This is a genomic window from Neobacillus driksii (assembly GCF_013409995.1).
GTDB lineage: Bacteria > Bacillota > Bacilli > Bacillales > Cytobacillaceae > Neobacillus > Neobacillus driksii.
This window is the reverse complement of record NZ_JACCBX010000001.1, coordinates 86,542-105,597: the sequence shown is the minus strand read 5'-3', so window position 1 is coordinate 105,597 and position 19,056 is coordinate 86,542. Positions and strand designations below refer to the sequence as shown.

Genomic DNA, 19,056 nt, shown 5'->3' with positions numbered 1-19,056 from the left:
CCTCCTTGACAAAAAATAGATTAGGTCTTACTTACCTTTTATTATAATTTTCCATCCTGTTCCTTCTCCAATAAACATTTTCCTATCAAATAGGAAAATGTTTATTGAAGGAATTACGGAAACAAAATGGCAAAAATGCTGAAGACAACAAAATCCCGGCACAAAAGCCGGGATTACTATGCCTCATAAGATAAAATTCGTGAGATAAAATCATTATAATTTTCAGATTTGATTAAGTATTGGACTCCTTCCGGTTTTTCAACGATTTCAATAATATGCTTATATAGTTCATTTAATTTTTTTCTGTCACTTTCCTTAAGGGCAAACATAAACACAAGCTGGACCTTGTTTTTTCCCCACATCATCGGCTTTTGCAGGATCGTTACTGCAATGACCGTCTCATACGCATTCATAACAATCGGATGCGGTATTGCAAGAAGATTCCCAAAAGACGTAGAAGAAATCTTCTCCCTTTCCATCACCAGGTTGACATATTCCTCTGGCGTATACCCCTTTGTAGAGAGCTGATTCCCAAGATATTTAATAACATCCCATTCATCCTTAAACATGTTGCCCTTAAAGAAAAGATCCTTTCTGAAAAAATAATTAACATCATTCAAAAACCGGGATCGCCCGATATCATTTCCATAAAGATATAAATGTTGATTAATCTTTTCAATATCCTTCTGATCAAGGAATGGTGATACCTCAATCACTTTGATGTCCATTTCATATTCAAACTTAACAGTAGAAAGGATGAGGTCTGGCTCCTGCTTCTGCAGCTTATCCAACTCCATAAAGGAAAATGTTCCAAGAATCTCAATCTTGTCTTGATACACGGAATACAGTTTTGACTTCAACAGCTCACTTGTGGTGTAACCCGTCGGGCAAATGAGGGCAATTTTCCGTTTGATGGTTTGGTTGCCATTAAGACTATCAAAGGCTGCACCGAGATGAAGAGCAATAAATCCAATCTCGTCTTCCTTTATGACTAGTCCCGTTATTTTGTAAAATTCCTTCGAAACAAAAACAGCAAGTTCAAAGATAAATGGATATTTAATTTTTAGCTCATCCAGTAAGGGGTTCCGCAACAAAACATGGCTGTTGACCCTTTCAATCATTCTTTTGGTATGTAAACATAATCCGATAAAGAGGTTGTCGTCTTCTATAAAACTGATGCCGAATTCCCTGTTAATTGAAGCAATCAGCGCCTCCGTAAGGCTTGCTATCTGAGGGTCGATAATCCCCTCAAGTTCTTTTTTCTCCTTATATCTATTTTTAATGATGCTTTTCCCTAAGATAAGGTAAGAAATATAGATGATATCTCCTCGAGGGAATTTGACCCCAAACGCATCTTCTAACTGGCCACAAAGCTCTTCAGCCATTTTATATTCCCGCATTCCCAACACCTTGTCCAATTCCACTTCCATATCCAGGATATTTTCACTTTTAATCCTGTCAATGGTAATCGCAATATGGATGACTAGATTGACCACGGCCATTTCATTGAGATGAATGCGATAGTTCTCCACCGCCTGCATGAGCTTTCTCTGAATAAGAGTTAAGTCGAGGTGATGGAAGTACCGTTCATATTTAAAGATATTAAAAAAGTTTCTGTTCGTTTCCTTAAATAAAAGCTCACTAAAAAGCGCTCGTTTATCCTTTTCACTTCCTGCCAACGAGATGGATGCTGCCTTCCTTGATAAGCCCAGGTCCCGGTTATTTTCAGAAATCAACTTCTTAATTTCCTTAAGGTCAAGTTCAATCGTTGCTTCACTGACCAGAAGCATTTCCGAAAGTTCATATAGATCTAGCTCCCTGTTTCGAAAGAGGAGGTGTTTCAAGATATAGTTGATCCGCTCTTCAGGAAGAACAGGAATCCCTTCTCCTTCATTCGCAACAATCTCACTGGCTTTAACGTAATCCGATAATTGATAGCCTTTTTTATTTTGAGACACAATCAGGTCCATATTTACTACGGAATTAATATATGCAATATCGTTTCGTACTGTCCGATCCGATACCCCAAGCTCAGCAGCCAACTCTCCTCCTTTCATCACTGCCTTCTTTTCATAGAGCATTTTTATAATCGTTCGTTGACGGGGATGAAAATTATCCATTTAGGGTTACCTCCAGACAAACCGCGTTGTCGTAAACCATTTTTCATTTATTATATCAGAACCATAGGCATACCACAGGGACAGTTTCAAGTGATCAATTGATAGTTTTGTGCGCGAAAAAGCCCAACTAGTGGATTAATCTAGTTGGGCTTTTTCACGTATTTAGAGATGTTCCTTCTCTTAATTTTGTGTTTCAAAAACGCTGATTTCGTACAATGAGTAGCCCCAGCCGCTTGATCGTTTAATGCCCTGCATTTTAACATATCGGGCGTCCGTTGCCGGGAACTGAATTTCATCGATTCCTCCGTTGCTGTTTAGCTCTGTGTAAACATCTGTCCATTGGCTACCGTCCGTTGATACCTGAATTTTATATTGTTTTCCATAAGCCGCTTCCCAGTTTAATTTCACTTTATCAATGGAATATACCTGCCCCAAGTCGACACTAATCCATTGATTATCGGTGTACAAGGAGGCCCATCTGGTATTATTGTTGCCGTCTACAGCCAGGTTCGGTGTCAGCCAGTCGACTTCACTCGTAGAAGCAGTGGCCTGTTTTCCTTCGGCTAAATTCTTCCCTTTAAGCGCACGGTCTAGGAATGTTGGAACCACGCCGATACTTAACTTCTGAGGGATTTTGTCCATCGCTGTCATCGATTGCTGCAGGGCCAATCTTGCTTCAGCAACTCCAGCAACGTTCCCGCTTTGTTGAGCTAGCACCAAGTTAACGGCGGTTTCACCCGTTTGTCCTAATAGCTCCAGTTTGTTTAAATATCCATCCACCTCTTTCAAGAAGTTCGGATTATTCACCTGATTGCGTAGCTGGCTAGGAGCCTCCTTCAACTTGCTGAATTCTTTTAACAGAGCAGTGCCAGCCTCTGTAACACCCTGACTGTCGTTGGCTTCCTCCGCAGACCAAAACTCCTCAATCAACGGCTTTAATCTTTCTGAAATCGGCTCCTGGTTGCTATTGAGACTCGTAGCATACGAGGCTTCCACTAGGATATTTAAAGGTTCATAGGCCGCTGGAGCAAATTCTATCAAGCTCCGCTTCAACGAGTCAGCTGGGTCATAGGCTTCAGGATTCCACGTATAATCAGCAACTGTAAACAATGGGATTTTCGAAGCCTCGGCCTCATTCATCGGGTTGGCCGTTAAGCCAATCACCCCATGTTCCTCCGTTAAATCCGAATCCCGCCCGGTCAGCGGCGCAAGGAACAAGCGGTTTCGGTCAAAATCATTGACCGGGTAGTTATCCCAGACTAGTAAATCGTGTTTAAAAATTCCATGGATTTTATCAGCGTCCTCCGAGGTAATCGTAGGAGCAACAACACCAATTCCTGTCCATTGAACAATGATGTCAGGCTGAACCAGCGCGGCAAATCGTTCTCGGTAAGGAGTAGTGCCCGCCTGATAATAATCGGTCGGCACCGTGATCAAACGCTCTGCCCCTTCGTGTTTTTGAATAAATTCTTCATTGAATCGATTTAATAGATACGCCTGTGCCGCTGCCGGCGGGTTTCGATCGCTGCCAAACATCGCCCTGTCTTCTGGTGAACGGAGGCTAGGATCAATATCATCGAGGAATAAAGCAAACGATCTTACACCGATATCCCACATTGCTTGTGCCTTATCCATTAAAGCCTGTAGGTCCGCCTCACTGGAATATGTAATGGTATTCCCTGGCGAAATCGCAAAGGTAAAATCGACATGGTTATCGTGAGCTGCTTGGACGAGTTCGGCAATCTCCGTTAACTTGTCTGCCGGATACGGCTCTTTCCATTTATCGCGGTGGTATGGGTCATCCTTCGGGGCATAAATATAGCTATTCATCTTATGCTCGCCGTAAAATTCTAACTGACGTAAACGGTCTTCATGAGACCACGGCGCACCATAAAAACCTTCAATCGAGCCCCTGATCGGCATTGTTGGCCAGTCCTTAATTTCCACCTCAGGAATCCAGTCTGTTCCTTTCCGCTCGACAATTATTTGTTTGAACGTTTGTGTACCGTAAAAAGTACCTGCCTCATCATGTCCGGAGATGACAATATGTTTCTTATCCTGTGTTCCGTGCTTGGAAGCAACAATATATCCCTCATTTTTTGTCATCTCCAAGTCAACCAGGCCCGTGTGCTGCTGAATAATTTTCAGTTCATCAGGTGCAGAGAACTCCCCTAGCCATATGATGACAGGTGCTTGGAGCTTAGGGTCTTTCATACTACTTTCCATAATTGTAGTTACACCTGCCTCTTTTAGGGCTTGCTTCAATTCATTAATCGCAGCAGGATCAGTTCCTTCTTCTGTCACCAATGCAACCTTGGGATTCAAAGGAAATCCATTATCTGTTTGTTCTAAGTATTTCGGGATGGGCGATACCGTCAATTCAAAGCTTTTACTACCCTGTGCTTTCCCGATATGTTGACTATCAAACGGAACCAATAACCCAGATACCAAACAAGCTGAAACAACGGCCTTTATCGCTTTACTTTTTGCCAACGTAACCACCTCTTTTATTATCATTTTAAACAATCAGGGACGAACCTCAGGTTCCAAGATGATCAGGCTCTCAAGGATTCAGAAGCCTACCCATAGCCTTGACACAGAAAAAGGCAGGACAACACGCAGCAACGGGAAAACCCCATTACCAAGTGCCGCCCTGCCTGATCAAGTCAGTAACATGCGATTTAGATATTCGTTCCTATAATGGATATTATAACCAATATACCAATAAGTTCATAGAGTCTAAAAACCTATTTTTGAAAACCCTTTCAATAATTGAGTCAGGACATTTTTTATATTGTTTGATATGGGTACCATCGAATAAATGATAGAATTATATACAATATAATCACAAGGCAAAATTAAAAGACCTGAGTCCAGTGGAATACCAAACTCAAGTCTTAAAAGTTGGATAAAATTAATTATCTACCTTATTGGGTCAGTTCAATATGAAGCAGTTCCCTTTATACATGGATGAATTTTACCCTTTGACCAGGTTTGAGGTAGGACAGAAGCACGATATCTTCCTCAACAACTCTTCCTACCACATTCACCCGATCATCCGCCGGAAGGTCACAAAGAGTAATTTGAACCTCACCCCGATAGCGGCCATAACGGTCATTATCTCTTGTAATACTTCCAACTATCCGTTCAGAAGTATTCTCAGGGCTGATCGGATCTACACTTCTTGTATCCATCAACCGTAAAACATCACGCGCAAAATCTGGACGGAGCTTAAACTCCCCTTCTTGAAAACCTTCAATACATATAGCTACATGATTATTTTCATGAAAGTCTATTAGCCTCTTAAGAAGAGTCTCGCTAACCTCTGGATCACCGATGTAGATATCTTCTACTCCAAAGTGAGCTAACTCTAGTGCCGCCAAAAACGGATCCATTTCGCGGTGCTCTTCTAGTGTAGGAAGTCCTTCAAACAACGGACCACGTTTTTCGCCATCACCTGGAATATAGGCACTAACCGGGATTCCATACTTCCCAAAAAGTTCATTTTGCTTCTGAAAAAACCAATCGGATAATCCTGTCTCAATCCTTGGATAGAAATTATGCCATGCCAAAAGCTGATTCGCTTTTAGACCACCATCCAAGAGCGCACGAATGTCATCCTCAAAAAGAATGCTGGCATTCAGCGCCAGCTTAAATTCAGCCGCCAGTTTCAAAATCAACTCGTTCTCAAAAAAATCATCGAGTCTGAGGCCGCTGACCCCAAGTGATTTCAACGCAAACAAGCTATCTAATCCTAAGTGACCAGGTGTTTTTAATGAAACATCTGCATACACTTCTATCCCAGCGTCCTTCGCACACTGAAGCAGCGTCATGGCACGACCTGCCAAATCACCAGACTCTTCTGGTATGTGAAGCGAGGTAAATGCCCGCTTCACACCCATTTTTCCAGCCAAGGTAATTCGCTGTTCTGCTAAAGGATCATTTAGATAGAAGGAAATGCCGATCAATCAAACTCACCAGCCATGTCATCATTGAAACCGAATAAATACGTGAACAAGAATCCTGCTGCATAGGCGATTAATACCCCAACTAAATAAAGGACAACTTGACCTGCAACAACAAGGAATGCAAGTGGTAAACCAGAAACCCCAATCGCGATTGTGGCAATACCAAATGCAGCTTGGAACGCACCGCCCACACCGGCACCTAAACATGCAGTTAAGAACGGACGACCTAATGGAAGGGTAACACCAAAGATTAACGGCTCACCGATACCAAGAATACCTGCGGGCAGACCGCCGCCAATCGCTCTTTTTAAACGTGTTTTCTTTGTTTTAAGGTAGATGGCAAACGCTGCACCTACCTGCCCTGCTCCACCCATCGCTAAAATTGGTAAAAGCGGGTCATCACCGATTGTATTAATTAACTCTAAGTGGATCGGTGTTAAACCTTGGTGTAAACCAGTTACAACAAGCGGAAGGAACGTTGCACCCAGAACGAAGCCTGCCACAACACCGCCCATATCAAGTAAGGATGTTAACCCTTTTGTGATAATATCTGAAACGAAACCACCAAGCGGCATAAAAACAAGATAAGTAACAATACCAGTAACCAATAAAGCCACAGTTGGTGTAACGAAAAGATCAAGACTTGTTGGAACAAACTTACGTACTCGTTTTTCAACTAAAGCAATAAAAATAGCAGCAAATAGAACTCCGATTAAACCACCGCGTCCAGGAAGTAAATCTTCGCCAAACAAATGAATTCCTGCAACAGCTGGGTTAATAATTAAGATACCGGCAATCGCACCAAGTGCTGGTGAACCGCCAAATTCTTTTGCTGCATTCGTACCAACTAAAATTCCCAGGTAACCGAATAATCCACCGCCGATAACGGAAAGAATCGTTGCTAGCTGCGAATCACCTGCTAACCAGCCTGCTTGAACAATCGCTTTTGTGATCCCTGTAATTAAACCTGACGCCACTAGCGCTGGAATTAATGGAATGAAGATACCAGCAATTTTACGTAAAAACATTTTAAATGGTGTTGCATTCTTCTTGTTGATTTCTGCCTTTGTGCTCGCTGCTTTCTCTTTTAAATTGATTCCCCCGCCAGCATCGATCAACTTACCAAACTCTTCCGTTACCTTGTTTACTTTTCCAGGTCCAAGAATGATTTGAAGGGTTTCCTCCTCTACCACTCCAAGAACTCCGTCGATCTTCTTAAGCGCAGCTTTATTGACAACCGTCTCATCCTTTGGTGTTACGCGAAGTCTTGTCATACAGTGTGTGTAGTTGCCGATATTGGCCGATCCACCTAATTGCTCAAGAATCTTTTCAGCTAAAATTTTATTTTCTCCAGCCATGAATTTCCCCTACTCTCTGTTGTATTTTAAAACCTGAATCACGTGAATCTATTTCCCCATTCGCTCAAGGTGTAAATAGTGTTCACATCACCCCCTACAAGTTTTAATTCCCTTCTTTAATAAATCGAATTGCATCCCTTGTTTGATCAATGGCTTGAATCGTATGCTCATACTGAACCGTTGCCATGGATAAAAACAAAATATCCATCATGTATAACTGAGCAAGACGTGATGATGTCGCTGCACTTCGGAAAGGTGCTTCCCCTGAGTAAGACGTAAACAGTTTAATATCTGCTAAAGACGCAACCGCGGACTGTCCGTATTTGGTCAGACTAATCGTTTTCACACCACGTTCTTTCGCTAGTGCCATCACTTTAACCACTTCCGCCGTTTCACCAGAATGCGAGATGGCAAATACGACATCATCCTTACCGGCATTCGCAATCAATGTCGCCACAAGATGGGTATCCGTAAAAGCGGTTGCATTTTTTTGAATCCGCAGGAACTTCTGCTGAGCATCCTTTGCAATAATATTAGAAGCGCCAATTCCAAAAAAGTGAACATTCTGAGCAGGGAGCAGCGTTTGAACCGCTCGTTCCAACTCCTCATAATTGATAATCTCCTCGGAATCGCGGATGCTCTGAATACTATTGCTGGTTGTCTTTTGAACAATGGAAAAATAAGATTCACCTGGTTCAATGTCACGATACCCTTGTTCCGCAGGCTTTACTAAATCACCTGCAATTCTTACCTTTAAATCTTGAAAACCATTTAATCCAAGTGACTTACATAAGCGAATGACCGCAGCTCCGCTCGTTTTCGCCTGGGTCCCGATATCATTAACGGTACTATTTAAGATACTTCGTGGATTTTCAAGAATATATTGTGCAATTTTTCGCTCGGAAGCCGGAAGCTGTTCAAGCATATTTTGGAGCATTTTCAATCCGCCTGCTGTCACACCTCATTACCACCTTTTCACCCAATCATTTTTTCTGAATGGCAATTTTTACATATCCATTTGCTGCATCTAATAGTTCTTCTGCTTGTTGTTTTGTTGTTTCCGTCATAATCATCACGATTGCTGTTTTAACTTGGAGGCCTGATTTTTCTAATGTTTCCAATGCCACTTCATAGGAAACGCCAGTAATTTTGCGAATAATCCCAATCGCACGTTCCTTTAACTTTAAGTTACTCACTTTTACATCAACCATTAAATTTTCATAGGCTTTTCCTAAAAGAATCATCGATGATGTCGAAATCATGTTCAAAATGATTTTATGTGCGGTCCCTGATTTCAAACGAGTTGAGCCTGTTAGAACCTCTGGACCGACAATGACCTCAATCGCTTGATCGGCTTCTTTACTAATCGCGGCGTTTTTATTACACGACAGCGCAACGGTTTTTGCTCCAATGCTTCGTGCATAGCGAAGGGCACCAATCACATAAGGCGTTCGTCCGCTCGCGGCAATACCAATCACGGTGTCATTTTCAGTCAGTTCCAATTGTTTTAAGTCATTCACACCAAGTTCAGGGTCATCCTCTGCTCCTTCAACAGCTTTCAAAAAGGCGCCTTCTCCTCCGGCCATCAAACCTACTACCATTTCAGGTTCTGTACTGAAGGTAGGCGGACATTCAACGGCGTCGAGCACACCTAATCTTCCGCTCGTGCCGGCACCTAAATAAATCAGGCGGCCGCCATTTTTAAAGGATTCAAATACAAACTGAACCGCTGCCTCTACCTCTGGTAAAACTTCTTTGACAGCCAGTGCTACCAATTGATCTTGTTCGTTCATGATTCGTAATATATCGATGGCCTCGGCCGTATCAATCTGCATCGTTTCTTGATTTCGGGACTCGGTCGTTAATAATTCGAGATTTTCTTCGATCATTTCCTTATCCTCCTGTTTGTTTTCTAGCTGTAAGCGATTTCTACACTTTCATTATAACGCCGTTGAAATAATAATTCAATAATTATATTAAAATTTTAAAATATCATTTCAAAATTCTATTTTAAAGGCTCTATTAAAGACAGATGTTGATTTTTCTTACGGAGAATTCTCCTGATTTGTCTTTCATCGTCCTTTATACCGCTGTGAGAATCAACGATGAATTTAAACAAAGCTATTATATTAAATAACGACGAATCGCCTGTGCAACTCCTGCTTCTTGATTACTTCCTGTTACCTGGTCGGCAAGTGCCTTCACTTCATCCGGTGCATTGCCCATCGCTATTCCAAGTCCTGCAGTGGTAAGCATCAGGGAATCGTTATAATTGTCTCCAATCGCAGCAATTTGGGAGATGGGGATGTCGTACTTCTCACTTAATTTTAAAAGTGTGGAGGCTTTGCTTACTCCTGATGGTGATATCTCCAAATTTAAAAAGTTGAGACTGCTGCTAACCTCCATTCCGCCAACCTGAGCACCAATCACTTTTGAAAAATCAGCAAGTCTTCCCTCTTCATCAAAAACTGCAATTTTCGTAATATCAGGTTGATTGGACTTAATGTATCGATAAAAATCATCCACCATTTTCACCTGGCATTGACCTCGAAATTTTTCTAAATCCACTGCTCTTCCACCTGTTTTCTCAAGAGAAGGAATATTATTTTCAATCCAGTTCTTATTCCATTTCGTTTCTTTTGGAACGAGCAATGTATCTCCCTCATAAAAATGAGCGTAGAAGCCTTCTCCCTCACACAATTCCCAGAAACTCAGGAGATGCTCGTGCTCGAAAACTGCCTGTTCGCTAATCTCCCCATTTTCATCGAGAATAATTGCCCCATTATAAGCAATGATCGGTTCCCCTTTTAGGCCAATGGTATTAGCAATCCACCGTGTTGAAAGCGGTGAACGGCCACTGCAAATAACCACCCTTCCTCCTTTTTGGCGGAAGTCATGGATCGCTTGAATGTTTTCCCGATCAATCTCCCTATTTTCATTTAATAATGTCCCGTCCAAATCGGTTGCTAATAATTTATATGCCATCATACTCTCCCCTTTGCACTATTTTTTCAATATGTTTATAGTATTTAATAAAATATCATTTTAATCAATGGCAGGAGGTGCTGTACATGCTTCAACCAGAACTCGCTGAAAAGATTGTCAGGGAAGTCCAAAAACTAATAACAGAAGAAATTATTGTCGTGAACACAGAGGGCACGATCATGGCCAGCACCAATCGCAGTCGAATAGGTACCTTCCATGAAGGTGCATTAGTCACGTCACAGCAGAAGAAAAAACTGATTATCACCGAAAATGAAACATCAAAATTAAAGGGAGTAAAATCCGGTATCAATCTCCCGATATTCTTTCAGCAGGAAGTCATTGGTGTTATCGGGATTACCGGTGACCCCGAAACGGTCACCCCTTTTGGTGAAATTATCCGCAAAATGACGGAGCTATTAATCAGTGAAAATTATTATGGTGAACAGTTTGACTATCATTCCCGTGCAATGGAAACCTTCGTTCTCGAATGGCTCCAGGCAAAAGAACCAAGTGCTCTCTTGCTTGAACGGGCTCGTACATTGACAATTAATCTTGACCTAAGCCGGATTGCCGTGATTATCGAGTTTGAGCAAAAAGAGCACCTATTATCAAGGGATGTGTGGTCTTCTATTTTGAATTCCTTTTCCCAAAATAAAAACGATGTGGTCACAAGGTCAGGAAACGAACGAATCATTGTGTTAATTGATTGTTCCGATTCCGTTCAGCCAACGTCCATTAAACATCGACTAAAACACTTTCTTCAATTTATTAAAAATAGCTTTGGGATCACTGCCTACGCTGGCGTTGGTCAGTGCGCGGCACCAACCAACCTGCACCATTCCTATGCTCAGGCCGAACGAGCGTTGAAACTGGCTAGAAGGAGTAGCGAGATTGTTTTTGATCAAGAATTAATCCTTGAAATGGTAACAGGAGAACTAACTTCAGAGATAAAGACAGAATACATTCAACGGAGTATTGCACCACTGTTAACAGAAAAAGACCTCCTGGAAACCTTAGTTGAACTATTTAAACAAAATCACTCGTTGAAAAATACAGCCCAATCCTTACACATTCATATCAACACCCTCCATTATCGATTGAAAAAAATCGAGGAGCTAACAAATTTAAATCCAAACAGTATCCATGATTTGTTTTGTTTGTATCTTGCTGTTCTACTTTTAGATGAACAACCAAAAGTTTAATGAAAATAGTTTATTATTTTGTGCGTTTCTCCATAGCAGGCTTAAGCCTGTTTTTTTTATACTTTAGATAGTATGAAAATAGTACGAAATTGGGGGAAATAGCATGCTCTCGAATGAAGTAAAACAAAAATTGATTACCATTGTTACGGAAAAAAACTTCGATGATTCTAAAATAGAACGTTTAGTCTATTCCTATGATGCAACACCTAACTTCCAGTCAATGCCGAACGCTGTCATCAGCCCGCGAAATACAGAGGATGTTTCAGAAATACTGAAAATTTGTAATCAATACGAAGTTCCGATTGTTCCGCGCGGGTCGGGAACTAACCTGTGTGCAGGAACTTGCCCAACCGAAGGCGGGATCGTTCTTCTTTTTAAACATATGAACAAAATTCTCGAGATTGACGAGGAAAATCTAACGATTACCGTTCAGCCTGGTGTGATTACGCTGGATATGATTCATGCCATTGAGGAAAAGGGTCTTTTCTATCCGCCTGATCCAAGTTCAATGAAAATCTCTACGATTGGCGGCAATATCAATGAGAATTCCGGCGGCTTGCGCGGTCTCAAATATGGCGTAACGAGAGATTATGTAATCGGTCTTGAAGCCGTTCTGCCAAATGGCGATATCATTCGCACCGGCGGTAAGCTCGCTAAGGATGTTGCCGGTTACGATTTGACACGTTTATTTGTCGGTTCTGAAGGAACGCTTGGTGTCATCACCGAAGCGACCTTGAAGCTGATTCCAATGCCGGAAACACGGAAAACGATGCTCGCACTTTATCAGGACCTGTCCGCGGCTGCTCGTTCTGTTTCAAAAATTATTGCTAACAAAATCATTCCGACCACGCTTGAGTTTTTGGATCAAGCTACATTAAAAGTAGTCGAAGACTATGCTCAAATTGGGCTGCCAACAGATGTTCAAGCGGTTCTGTTAATTGAACAGGATGGTCCGCCTGAAGTCGTCGAGAGAGATATTCAAAAAATAGCAGAAGTATGTAAGCTCGAAAATGCTGTATCGATTCAAATTGCAGCAACAGAAGAAGAAGCAATGGCACTTAGAACAGCAAGACGTGCGGCACTCTCAGCAGTTGCTCGTTTAGCACCGACAACCATTTTAGAAGACGCAACCGTTCCTCGCTCAGAAATTGCCAATATGGTAAAAGCGATTAATGAAATTACTGAAAAATATCAGTTGACGATTTGTACCTTTGGCCACGCTGGCGACGGGAATCTCCACCCTACCTGTGCAACAGATGCTAGAAACCATGAAGAAATGGAAAGAGTCGAAAAGGCCTTCGCGGAAATTTTTGAAAAAGCGATTGAATTGGGCGGAACGATTACCGGCGAGCACGGAGTAGGCGCGATGAAGGCTCCATATCTTGAGTGGAAGCTGAAAAAAGAGGGAATCGCGGCGATGCTGGGGATCAAACATGCCTTTGATCCGAATAACATTATGAACCCTGGAAAAGTCTTTGCGAAAGACAGCAAGAAACGCGTGGTGATTACCAGATGACAACCTTAGTAGAACAAGAAAAAATTCAACAGCAATTCAAAGAGCGGATGAACGAGGATGAACTCTTAAACTGTATGCGCTGTGGCTTTTGCCTGCCAACCTGCCCAACGTATATTGAATCAGGTTATAAGGAGTCGCATTCACCGCGTGGCAGAATCGCGATGATGAAAGCCGTGGTTGACGGCATCGTTGAACCGGATGAGGATTTTGAGCGTTCACTCGAGCTTTGCCTCGGCTGCCGAGCTTGTGAGCCCGTCTGCCCTTCCGGCGTTAATTATGGCCATTTACTTGAAGAAGCAAGAGATATTATTAATCAAAATAAAAAACACTCTTTACCTGTCAGAGCTGTTAGAAAAACGGTCTTTGAAGGGTTATTCCCTCATCAAAATCGTATGCGTAATATGGTCGGCCTTCTAGGTTTCTATCAGCGGTCCGGGATTCGAACCCTTGCGCGCAAAACAGGCTATTTAGGGTTGTTACCTGACAATTTAGCCACGATGGAAAAAGTGCTTCCTAAGGTTCCAACGCTGAAAGAAATGAAAAACCGGCCTGAACATCTGCCGGCGATTGCGGAGAAAGTTCATAGAGTTGCATTTTTCAGCGGCTGTTTAATGGATACCATGTTCATGAAAACAAACGACGCTACCATGAAATTATTGCAATTAGCTGGCTGTGAGATTGTGATTCCGAAGCAGCAAACATGCTGTGGAGCTTTGCACGGGCATAGCGGTGAAAAGAATGGCGCGAAAGAGCTTGCCAAGAAAAATATTGCGGCATTTGAAGACCTGGGTGTAGATTTTATTATTACCAATGCTGGCGGATGCGGAGCTTTCCTTGTTGATTATGATCACCTGCTGAAGGACGACCCGGTTTGGAAAGAACGCGCTTTGGCGTTCAAATTGAAGATAAAGGATATTTCTGAAATACTAGTGGCCGTTTCTTTTCATAAAAAAGTAAAACTAGAGCTTCCTGCTCAGGTTATTACTTATCAGGATTCCTGTCATTTACGAAATGTGATGAAAACGGCTTCCGCACCACGAACATTGTTGGGGGCAATCAAAGGGGTCCAGTTCAAAGAAATGAAAGAAGCGGACCGCTGCTGTGGGTCTGCTGGTATCTATAATATCGTCGAGTCCGAAATGTCGATGGTCATGCTCGACTATAAAATGGTCCAGGCAAAAGCCACACATGCCACCACCATCGTAACGGCTAACCCTGGGTGCTTGCTGCAAATGCAGCTAGGAATTGAGCGCGAGGGTTTGTCTGATAAAATGCGTGCTGTTCATATCGTGGATTTGCTTGCCGAAGCAGTGAAGTAAAATACGTTTTGGGCACTTTGGAGCTATATCGGCGTTAATTGCATTATATCGGCAATAATCGGAATATATCGGCGTTGCAAACTAAAACCACAAAAAGACGATTCGAGGGGGACGAATCGTCTTTTTTGTTGTTACACACTATGCTGTTACTTTTGCTTTTCCAACAGTTTTGCGGATGAATGGAACCACCCAGCGGTCTAAACCATATTTACCAGCGTTGAAGCCTGCTGCTAAGATGATGAAGCCTAAGAAAATGTCGGTTGGGTTATGAGATACAGTTCCTGCTAAGAAAAAGCTGAAGTTCATCACTAAACCAAAGAACATCGCCGCAGTTGTTAAGCAACCTAGTAGTAGTCCTAAACCAATCAATGTTTCGCCCCAAGGAACGATGAAGTTAAACACATCAATGTTTGGTAAAGCAAAGCTATCTAAGAAGTGAACGTACCAGCTATAAACCATATTGCCATCTGGACCTTTTACGGGATTCGCAATCGCTCCTTTTAGGAATCCGGCAGCGTCAAATCCGCCTGTTAATTTATGAAAACCAGCTGTGAACCAAGAGTAGCCAAGGTATAAACGAATAACGGTTAAAATAGCTGCTGAAATCTTATTTTCTCGTAAAAATTTGTTAAACATAAGTCATTCCGCCTTTCAATATTTAACTTGTTCTTGATACTTACACTATATTAGAATTTGATAGTTAGTAACATAGGTATAGTAAAAAGTTCACAGTTTGTTTGAAATGATATGACGGAATGTTGAACACACTAAAATCGCAGTAATTTTGAGCAGGACTTACATTAAAAATCGGTATCAAAAAACAGACCAACTCTATAGAAAAGTCGGTCTCCAGTTACCATCCAAGTCGATTACTTAGTGAGGTGATATGAGCAATATGATGACGTCCATGCCATGCATATATTCCAATGGTGTTCCCTACTGTTTGAACACCGGAATCAGGATGGATGAAAGTTTTTTCAAAATCAGATTCATTCAAAGAACGCAGCAATGTTACCCACCGCCCATGCAATGCTTCTAGGAGGGACAACGAAATTTCAACCGGTAACTCCGAATCCGGAAGTTCCGCCCACCTATCCTCGAAATAAGGTTTAATGGTTGGCTGATCTTCCGTAAGCGCTAATTTGAATCGAATATAGCTGTTCATATGACTGTCTGCAATGTGATGAACAACTTGGCGAACCGTCCATCCTCCTAGACGGTAAGGTGTATCGAGCTGTTCCTCACTTAAATTCCTTACTGCCTCTCTTAGTTGAAATGGTGCAACTTCAATTTCCTTCACCCAATTATCAACCACTTCCATTGTCAAAGGATTCTCAAAAGAAAATATTCCAATCGGATATCGTAACTCTTCCATCTTCCACCCACACCTCCAATTATTCATTAGGCTTTTTTTCTCAATCCACGTTAAATTCGGCTTTAAGATTTTAACAACAATGCTCACGAAAACAGCCCTTCATTAACATATTCTCAAATTTTGCGACTATGTACCTCCCGACAAACTCTGACTGTTTACACCCCCGCGAATCGTTTAATTAAAACTACTACAAACCATTAAAAAAATCGAACTTTTAACAGTTTCTAAGAAAACTTTTTGTCGAGGAATAGCCAATGCACCCGCCTAATAATTTCCTTTTTTTACAACTCTTTATTTAATAGTAGTAAAATACTATAGGAGACTACTAAATGAATCAATCAAAAATAGAGAACCCTTTTTGGGCTTGGTTTGTCCTGATTGGCGGTGGGATATTTTTACTAAAAGCGGCTCCAGGTATGCTGATAACTGTTGCCATCCCTCTGTGGAAACCAGACGAGTTTAGTACTTTTTCAATCTTTTATTTCGTTTTCGCCCTTGGCATTCTCGCTTTGACGATTTTGGGGATGAAGAAGGCTTATTCAGCCATAAAAGGCATATCAACAGGTTAAAAATAACCAAGTTGTACCCCATGTCGAAGTTTCACCAGAATCGATCTCTCAGATACAACCTGCTGCCAAAAAGCTAGTTTGGCCATGGATCGTAATAGGAGCAGGTGTTGTTCTGGTAATTAGTACCGGTCCTGCCGCTCTTATGCTGCCAGTCATGCCACTTCTATTAGCAGCGTTTTCTACACATTCACCAAGCACGCCTGATTATGTCCCTATTCTGATCATCTTTGTGGGATACGGAATCCTTGTGGGGTATACAATACTATTAATTAAAGCAATTAAAAAACTAAGATTAAAATAACCCTTTTGAGATAAGACGACACGTAAAAATACATCCAATTTTGTTTTACATGAACAGACCATGTCAGGTGTCGACATGGTCTGTTTTATTGGAGAAATACTTTTGATACCAATCAATTGTTCTTCTCAAACCAGATTCAAAGTCATACACCGGTTTCCAGTCCAACAAGTTCCTGGCTTTTGCCGCACTCAAGTTTTGGTTCAAGATTACTTTGATTTTGAATAATCGGCACTAAATCGCTGTTCATCAACTTTGTAATGTTATCGACCACTTCCAAAACACTCTGTGGCCTTTCATAGCTGATGTGGAAGGCTTCGCCTGTAATCTGACTGCTTTCCATTTCGTTTTCTAACAAGCGTAGTTACATTTGCGCCTAATCGCAGTAGTCCTGCACCAAATGACTTCCTACGAACCCTGTGCTGCCAGTCACAAATACATTTTTATTTTTCCAGCTCTGCATTCACATCAGCCTTCCACCAATAAGGTTACGATTCTCTTATGCAGAAATCTTGAATCCTATTCTGCCTTGCTCAGAGATTACCCATTCAATTTGGTCTAGATTTCTCTCAAACTGAAACTCTCCATTAACCAATATCCCAAAGTACAAGCTGATTTTGTCGTTTGGGATTGCTAAACGGACGGCCTTGGCAAATCGAGGGCGGTTTTCAATATGAATAATATCCGGCTTTATTACCTTCAGCTGGTCAATACTTTGGTTTATATACGTTTTAGCCTTGGAAGAGGTATAACGATAGTAAGTAATGGAACCCTTCGTTTCCCATTCAGGCTGCTTCCTAAACCCTTTTCCAAACATAAAAACATATGCCTCTTTTTGAAAAAGATTTGCCAGTTTCTTCATTAACATCTCAATCGAACTAGATTTTCCACCAGAAATCGGAAAAGTACCTGGTGAAATCATCGCGATCTTTAACCTTCTGCCCACAATGCCACCCCTTTCGATTCCTGTCTATCACACTAGCTTATTCGATTGAGTAAAGAATGGTGTGGACAAGTTGATTTACTAACGGTAAAAAGTAATGGGATTTATCTTGACTATGCTATAATTTATAAGGTTTGTTTTATAGAGAGGAGTTGCTTTTTTGGAGTTATTAGAATCAAAAGCAAATACAAAATCAACTTATATATATTTTTTTATTGCCGGGATTGTCCTTATTGCCTTTAATCTGCGCCCAGCGATTACATCGCTCGGACCGTTAGTGGGGATGATTCAGGAGGATGTAGGTCTGGCACATTGGAGTGCAGGTTTATTGATGAGCTTGCCTTTAGTGGTTTTCGCGGTCATGTCTCCACTCGTTCCCAAAATAGCGTCTCGGGTCACAAATGAATTAACCTTAATAATAGGGTTATCATTTCTTTTAATTGGCATTGCGATCCGGTCCATCCCGATGACCTTTTTCCTTTTCACCGGAACTCTTTTGGCGGGAATGGGAATTGCAATTGGAAATGTTTTGTTACCAGCGGTTGTGAAGGATAAGTTTCCACACAAATTCGGTTTAATGACCAGTGTTTATTCAACATCGATGGGATTAATCGCGTCCTTAGCCTCAGGGATCAGTATTCCTTTAGCAATCGATTTGAACCTTGGGTGGCAAGGGGCACAAATTGTATGGACCATACCGGTGGTGGTGGCAATCCTAGTGTGGATACTTCTTCGAAAAAATAATCTAAGGGATCATTCGAGAGCCATTAAGCAGCAGGAGGGTTCTACCACCAATACAATGTGGCGCACTCCTCTGGCATGGCAAATCGCCATTTTTATGGGATTTCAGTCCTTTTTATTTTATGTAACGATTTCTTGGCTGCCTGAGATCTTGCATAGTCATGGAATGAGCATGAAAACTGCTGGTTGGATGCTGTCCTTTACCCAGCTAGTAGGATTACCGGCAAGTTTCTTCATTCCTGTCCTCGCAGGACGTTCTCAATCACAGGTATGGATTGCATTCATGTTAGGGATGTTCTCCATTGTTGGTTATAGTGGATTACTGTTAGGTTCATCGTATCCGGTTTTAATCATGAGTATTGCCTTAATCGGATTCGCGTTGGGAGGAGCCTTTCCCTTAGCGCTAAGCTATATTGGTCTTCGTGCTCGGAGTGCTAATCAAGCTGCTGAGTTATCTGGAATGACACAATCAACAGGTTACATGCTTGCAGCAGTGGGTCCTTTGTTTATTGGCTATTTATATGATATGGCGCATTCTTGGACCCTTCCCATCGTTACCTTGATTGTCGTTTCAATGGTCATTGTGGTATTTGGAATGTTGTCCGGTCGGAATAGGTATGTATAAGGAATAGCAAAAAGACGATTCGAGAGGGACGAATCGT

The 19,056-nt window shown here is 41.7% G+C and carries 17 protein-coding genes; 6 read left to right on the top strand and 11 right to left on the bottom strand.

Translation table 11 applies throughout. The annotated features are described in order from the left end of the window. Window positions 1-176 precede the first annotated feature (176 nt). From F4694_RS00540 to F4694_RS00510, 7 genes are all read right to left on the bottom strand, one after another. Complete coding sequence (locus F4694_RS00540; RefSeq protein ID WP_179594956.1) at window positions 177-2,120, bottom strand: BglG family transcription antiterminator; 1,944 nt, start codon at window positions 2,118-2,120, stop codon at window positions 177-179. Between the two features lie 180 nt (window positions 2,121-2,300). Next, entirely contained in the window at window positions 2,301-4,637 is a 2,337-nt protein-coding gene (locus F4694_RS00535; RefSeq protein ID WP_218895474.1) for a beta-N-acetylglucosaminidase domain-containing protein, read from the bottom strand. Between the two features lie 443 nt (window positions 4,638-5,080). Beyond that, entirely contained in the window at window positions 5,081-6,088 is a 1,008-nt protein-coding gene (locus tag F4694_RS00530) for a MupG family TIM beta-alpha barrel fold protein (RefSeq protein WP_179594954.1), read from the bottom strand. After that, a complete protein-coding gene (locus F4694_RS00525) occupies window positions 6,085-7,446 on the bottom strand; it encodes a PTS transporter subunit EIIC (protein ID WP_179594953.1) in 1,362 nt (453 codons plus the stop codon). Before F4694_RS00525 ends, F4694_RS00530 begins: the two co-directional genes overlap by 4 nt. 103 nt (window positions 7,447-7,549) lie before the next feature. Next, entirely contained in the window at window positions 7,550-8,404 is an 855-nt protein-coding gene (locus F4694_RS00520) for a MurR/RpiR family transcriptional regulator (RefSeq protein WP_179594952.1), read from the bottom strand. A gap of 25 nt (window positions 8,405-8,429) precedes the next feature. Then, a complete protein-coding gene (gene murQ, locus F4694_RS00515; RefSeq protein ID WP_179594951.1) occupies window positions 8,430-9,335 on the bottom strand; it encodes an N-acetylmuramic acid 6-phosphate etherase in 906 nt (301 codons plus the stop codon). 235 nt (window positions 9,336-9,570) lie between these two features. After that, window positions 9,571-10,431 (bottom strand): Cof-type HAD-IIB family hydrolase, encoded by an 861-nt coding sequence (locus tag F4694_RS00510; RefSeq protein WP_179594950.1) that lies wholly within the window; start codon window positions 10,429-10,431, stop codon window positions 9,571-9,573. Window positions 10,432-10,517: 86 nt separating this feature from the next. On the opposite strand from F4694_RS00510, the gene F4694_RS00505 reads away from it, so the two are divergent. The 3 genes from F4694_RS00505 (at window position 10,518) to F4694_RS00495 (ending at window position 14,468) form a co-directional block, all read left to right on the top strand. Then, entirely contained in the window at window positions 10,518-11,633 is a 1,116-nt protein-coding gene (locus F4694_RS00505; RefSeq protein ID WP_179594949.1) for a CdaR family transcriptional regulator, read from the top strand. 103 nt (window positions 11,634-11,736) lie between these two features. Beyond that, window positions 11,737-13,149 (top strand): glycolate oxidase subunit GlcD, encoded by a 1,413-nt coding sequence (gene glcD / locus F4694_RS00500; RefSeq protein ID WP_179594948.1) that lies wholly within the window; start codon window positions 11,737-11,739, stop codon window positions 13,147-13,149. Beyond that, the gene (locus F4694_RS00495; protein ID WP_179594947.1) at window positions 13,146-14,468 is read left to right on the top strand and encodes a (Fe-S)-binding protein; all 1,323 of its coding nucleotides are present in this window, start codon (window positions 13,146-13,148) and stop codon (window positions 14,466-14,468) included. Before glcD ends, F4694_RS00495 begins: the two co-directional genes overlap by 4 nt. Window positions 14,469-14,606: 138 nt before the next feature. Here the strand turns inward: F4694_RS00495 and F4694_RS00490 are convergent, their stop codons facing one another. Together F4694_RS00490 and F4694_RS00485 are read right to left on the bottom strand one after the other, a co-directional pair. After that, a complete protein-coding gene (locus F4694_RS00490) occupies window positions 14,607-15,104 on the bottom strand; it encodes a DoxX family membrane protein (protein ID WP_179594946.1) in 498 nt (165 codons plus the stop codon). 217 nt (window positions 15,105-15,321) lie between these two features. Continuing rightward, window positions 15,322-15,843, bottom strand: coding sequence for a YfiT family bacillithiol transferase (locus F4694_RS00485; RefSeq protein WP_179594945.1), 522 nt, complete (start codon window positions 15,841-15,843; stop codon window positions 15,322-15,324). Window positions 15,844-16,172: 329 nt separating this feature from the next. Between F4694_RS00485 and F4694_RS00480 the strand changes: the two genes are divergently transcribed. Then, window positions 16,173-16,412: a hypothetical protein gene (locus tag F4694_RS00480; RefSeq protein ID WP_179594944.1), complete on the top strand. Its 240-nt coding sequence runs from the start codon at window positions 16,173-16,175 to the stop codon at window positions 16,410-16,412. Between the two features lie 142 nt (window positions 16,413-16,554). Further along, window positions 16,555-16,713: a hypothetical protein gene (locus F4694_RS31685; protein WP_218895473.1), complete on the top strand. Its 159-nt coding sequence runs from the start codon at window positions 16,555-16,557 to the stop codon at window positions 16,711-16,713. A gap of 142 nt (window positions 16,714-16,855) precedes the next feature. Here F4694_RS31685 and F4694_RS31680 read toward each other — a convergent pair whose 3' ends face one another. Together F4694_RS31680 and F4694_RS00470 are read right to left on the bottom strand one after the other, a co-directional pair. Next, complete coding sequence (locus F4694_RS31680; RefSeq protein ID WP_218895472.1) at window positions 16,856-17,068, bottom strand: hypothetical protein; 213 nt, start codon at window positions 17,066-17,068, stop codon at window positions 16,856-16,858. 141 nt (window positions 17,069-17,209) lie between these two features. Next, window positions 17,210-17,656, bottom strand: coding sequence for a glycosyltransferase family protein (locus tag F4694_RS00470; RefSeq protein ID WP_179594942.1), 447 nt, complete (start codon window positions 17,654-17,656; stop codon window positions 17,210-17,212). 157 nt (window positions 17,657-17,813) lie between these two features. On the opposite strand from F4694_RS00470, the gene F4694_RS00465 reads away from it, so the two are divergent. Beyond that, complete coding sequence (locus tag F4694_RS00465) at window positions 17,814-19,019, top strand: CynX/NimT family MFS transporter (protein WP_179594941.1); 1,206 nt, start codon at window positions 17,814-17,816, stop codon at window positions 19,017-19,019. The last annotated feature ends 37 nt before the right edge of the window (window positions 19,020-19,056 follow it).

Coding starts and splice junctions, on each gene's coding strand:
- F4694_RS00540 (WP_179594956.1), bottom strand. CDS start 2,120: ATGGATAATTTTCATCCCCGTCAACGAACGATTATAAAAATGCTCTAT.
- F4694_RS00535 (WP_218895474.1), bottom strand. CDS start 4,637: ATGATAATAAAAGAGGTGGTTACGTTGGCAAAAAGTAAAGCGATAAAG.
- F4694_RS00525 (WP_179594953.1), bottom strand. CDS start 7,446: ATGGCTGGAGAAAATAAAATTTTAGCTGAAAAGATTCTTGAGCAATTA.
- murQ (WP_179594951.1), bottom strand. CDS start 9,335: ATGATCGAAGAAAATCTCGAATTATTAACGACCGAGTCCCGAAATCAA.
- F4694_RS00510 (WP_179594950.1), bottom strand. CDS start 10,431: ATGGCATATAAATTATTAGCAACCGATTTGGACGGGACATTATTAAAT.
- F4694_RS00505 (WP_179594949.1), top strand. CDS start 10,518: ATGCTTCAACCAGAACTCGCTGAAAAGATTGTCAGGGAAGTCCAAAAA.
- glcD (WP_179594948.1), top strand. CDS start 11,737: ATGCTCTCGAATGAAGTAAAACAAAAATTGATTACCATTGTTACGGAA.
- F4694_RS00495 (WP_179594947.1), top strand. CDS start 13,146: ATGACAACCTTAGTAGAACAAGAAAAAATTCAACAGCAATTCAAAGAG.
- F4694_RS00490 (WP_179594946.1), bottom strand. CDS start 15,104: ATGTTTAACAAATTTTTACGAGAAAATAAGATTTCAGCAGCTATTTTA.
- F4694_RS00485 (WP_179594945.1), bottom strand. CDS start 15,843: ATGGAAGAGTTACGATATCCGATTGGAATATTTTCTTTTGAGAATCCT.
- F4694_RS00480 (WP_179594944.1), top strand. CDS start 16,173: ATGAATCAATCAAAAATAGAGAACCCTTTTTGGGCTTGGTTTGTCCTG.
- F4694_RS31685 (WP_218895473.1), top strand. CDS start 16,555: ATGCTGCCAGTCATGCCACTTCTATTAGCAGCGTTTTCTACACATTCA.